Source organism: Lelliottia sp. RWM.1 (assembly GCF_016859735.1).
GTDB lineage: Bacteria > Pseudomonadota > Gammaproteobacteria > Enterobacterales > Enterobacteriaceae > Enterobacter.
This window is the reverse complement of sequence record NZ_WLVC01000149.1, coordinates 1-507: the sequence shown is the minus strand read 5'-3', so window position 1 is coordinate 507 and position 507 is coordinate 1. Positions and strand designations below refer to the sequence as shown.

The following is a 507-nucleotide window of genomic DNA, read 5'->3' as shown; positions in this document are numbered from 1 at the left end:
TAGCGCCTGCCTTTGAGTAGCGCCTGCCTTTGAGTAGCGCCTGCCTTTGAGTAGCGCCTGCCTTTGAGTAGCGCCTGAACGGCGCGGCCCCCTCGTCCAGTTCATCGGGTGGCTGTCATGAGTCGCGCCCGTCGATCCTTTCCGCCCGCGCTGCTGGATTCGTTGCGGGCAATGACGGTGCAGGAAACGCTAGACCGGCTGGGCCTGTACTGGAAACGTGAACCTGGCTTTGTGCCGGTGAAGGACAAGGCTACGGTGCGGCTGAATGTGTCCATTGGTGGCGGCGGTGTTGAGCTACTGGCGACCGGGCCGAAGTGGTACGACACGCGGAAAGAGCAGGGCGGCGGTGCCATCGACCTGACCATGCACCTGTTCAGATTGTCATTTGTGGATGCGGTCAAACGGCTGTCGCCTTGATCGTGTTTGCAAGATGGGGTCGGTTCCGGCTGAGGGCGAAATGACACCCTAAGCGTTAGCTCTGTGTCGTTGCACGATGTCAGCGACGGT

1 protein-coding gene is annotated in these 507 nt (G+C 60.7%); it reads left to right on the top strand.

Features of this window, described 5'->3' with window-relative positions:
• The first annotated feature begins 117 nt into the window (after nt 1–117).
• The gene (locus GF617_RS26985) at nt 118–417 is read left to right on the top strand and encodes a hypothetical protein (protein ID WP_015060214.1); all 300 of its coding nucleotides are present in this window, start codon (nt 118–120) and stop codon (nt 415–417) included.
• Nucleotides 418–507 lie beyond the last annotated feature (90 nt).

Bases quoted from the DNA above. Each gene is read 5' to 3' on its own strand.
- GF617_RS26985 (WP_015060214.1), top strand. From the start codon at position 118: ATGAGTCGCGCCCGTCGATCCTTTCCGCCCGCGCTGCTGGATTCGTTG.